Origin of the sequence: Microvirga aerilata, assembly GCF_016743775.1 — a bacterium.
Lineage (GTDB): Bacteria > Pseudomonadota > Alphaproteobacteria > Rhizobiales > Beijerinckiaceae > Microvirga > Microvirga aerilata.
This window is the reverse complement of record NZ_JAEQMY010000238.1, coordinates 1-2189: the sequence shown is the minus strand read 5'-3', so window position 1 is coordinate 2189 and position 2189 is coordinate 1. Positions and strand designations below refer to the sequence as shown.

Here is a 2189-nt window from a genome sequence, read left to right as displayed (position 1 = left end):
ACCAAAACGCAACCGGCGGCTTTACCGTTCGAGGGGCAGACCCTGGGGATGCCCTGACCTCGACGGACCTGTCGTGGACATACCGCTTGGCGCTGTGTTCTCGCTTTGGGGACAGCAAAAGCACGCCCACGGCTTGATCGAGATCCTTCTGCCCGGAAGCAAGAGTGCTTCCGAGCCGGCTCACTTTCGCCGCGAATCGTCGACAGCATGATCAAGTAACGAGAACACTTCTTTCGAAAAGAAATAATGCATACTAGAGGAGACCGTATGCCTAAGGCTTCCAACAATGCATATAGCTCCTACTCGCCCGAGTTGTACGATGTCGTCAGGGAAGCCTTGTATAGAATTGGCGATATCGATTACCAGCACCAAAGCGATTTGTGTGAGGTTGATCGAGCCTTGTCGGACGAAGAGCTGAAGAGTTACATCAAGCAAAGGATCCTGGCAGCGCACCAGAAGCAGCGTCAGCCCTATGTTGATCTGCTGACCACCCTTCGATCAGACCAGCAGTGCTGACGGAAGCGCTCCCCAGGCTGTGAGGCCACACCTATGGGACGCCCTATCCCGCAACGGGCCAGAACCGCTCAGCGGGCCCAACCTTCCCACCGCTGCGGCACTTCAGCGTATTCGGAGTATGGTTCTGAGGCTACCGTCTCGGCTATATTATAACCGCAGTTAAGCCGGCTTCGAACGTTGTCATATTAAGTGAGTAAAGGCCTTGCAAGCTGTGAGCATCGTCCGTCTAAGTCACTGACGATGCACAACTGGCATTCACGTGAGAAGCAGCATAGGCATGTAAAATGCGTTGATGTGACAACGCCGTCGGGACCACTCCTTACATCGACACACTGGCGATGAACGCCACCACCACCACGAGGCCGGCCATCCTGACTGCGCGCGGCATGTCCTGCGTCTCGGTCATAGCAGCCGCACCGGCCCTGGTCAGGCCGAAAATGCGCAACCCGGCATAATAGGCAACTCCGAACATCGCGGAGGCGATCACTCCATTTTGGACAAACGCCACCAAGCCTTCGGTAAGGCGGGTTGCGGGACCGGCTATGATTGAGGACATTACATATCCCGCCGCGAACAGCTTGGCCGCGAAGACCACAGCCAGAGCTAACTCGCCCTTCTCCAGTGTGCGGATCACATCGGCGGTCGAGAGCTTGCGGATTGCATAGGCGATCAGGCATAGGATCGCCTGCCCAAGGACAAAGAAGACAAGCGCCGAGATGAGGCCGCTGCCGATATCTGCCGTGGACGCGCTGCCGAAGGAGGCTCCGGCGATCTGGCCGGTTGCGATCAGAACCGAGCCTTCGACGATGGAAACGGCGATGTTGCCGTTGCGGATTGCCTCGGTGTTCGGGATCTCCGGCACCACCACGATGTCGGCCACGACCGTTGCAATTGCGATCAGGACCATCATCAGAACGCCCTCAAAGACCAGAACCAGGGCGGCTGAGCCGGTATCACCTGCGACTCCGGAATAGGCGAGGCCCGACAGAGATCCCGCCATGGCGATGCCGACCGCAGCTATGCGAATGGCCATCGCGAGATTGATCGAGGGCGCCGCCCCAACGTCGGCCGCCGGCGCGAGGCGTAGGAGGCGCCACCGATCCACGGCCACCGCGATATAGGTCATGGCGCAGGCGATTGCTGCTAGGAAGATGGGCTTCAGGAAGGCCATCAGGTCGGTGAATTCGAACATGTCATTCTCCAGGCAAAGTGATAAATGGCTCTACATGAGGCCAGTCTCTTGCTGCCGGTGTTGGGCGGCGCTGCCGTGTTACTGAATTTATCAGATCCCCACCAGCTTCTGGGAAACAGGAGGCTCGCGGGCGCATCGGTCCGCCGCGAGCCCAGCGGCGCCTCACGCTTGAGCGCGTGTCGGCCTTTTTACGGACACCTGGTCCGAGCTACAAATCAGGCCCAGTCTAATCCTATGATGCTGCTGTTACCTCAAGCTACTGGTTTGCCAGCTTTGTCACGGGAGCGCCTTATACTTGTCCAGAGCCAGTACGCGGAGCGATGTGCCCTATACAATTCCAAAGGCTTAGCATGCAGCGGAACGACCGCGGACGAACCAAAAGCGCATCCATTATTTGCTGGATATGACACTGCCCTACTGGCCGCTGTAAACGCGGCCTGTGTAGCGACTAAGGCTTTCAATCCTCGAAGCTCGGGGCTGT

General features: G+C 58.0%; 2 protein-coding genes. One reads left to right on the top strand and one right to left on the bottom strand.

Going from position 1 to position 2189, the window contains the following annotated elements; all coding sequences use genetic code 11:
- The first annotated feature begins 267 nt into the window (after positions 1 to 267).
- Positions 268 to 516, top strand: a complete 249-nt coding sequence (locus JKG68_RS31995; RefSeq protein WP_202066419.1) for a hypothetical protein — start codon at positions 268 to 270, stop codon at positions 514 to 516.
- Between the two features lie 319 nt (positions 517 to 835).
- Here JKG68_RS31995 and JKG68_RS31990 read toward each other — a convergent pair whose 3' ends face one another.
- A complete protein-coding gene (locus JKG68_RS31990) occupies positions 836 to 1708 on the bottom strand; it encodes a DUF350 domain-containing protein (protein ID WP_202066418.1) in 873 nt (290 codons plus the stop codon).
- Positions 1709 to 2189 lie beyond the last annotated feature (481 nt).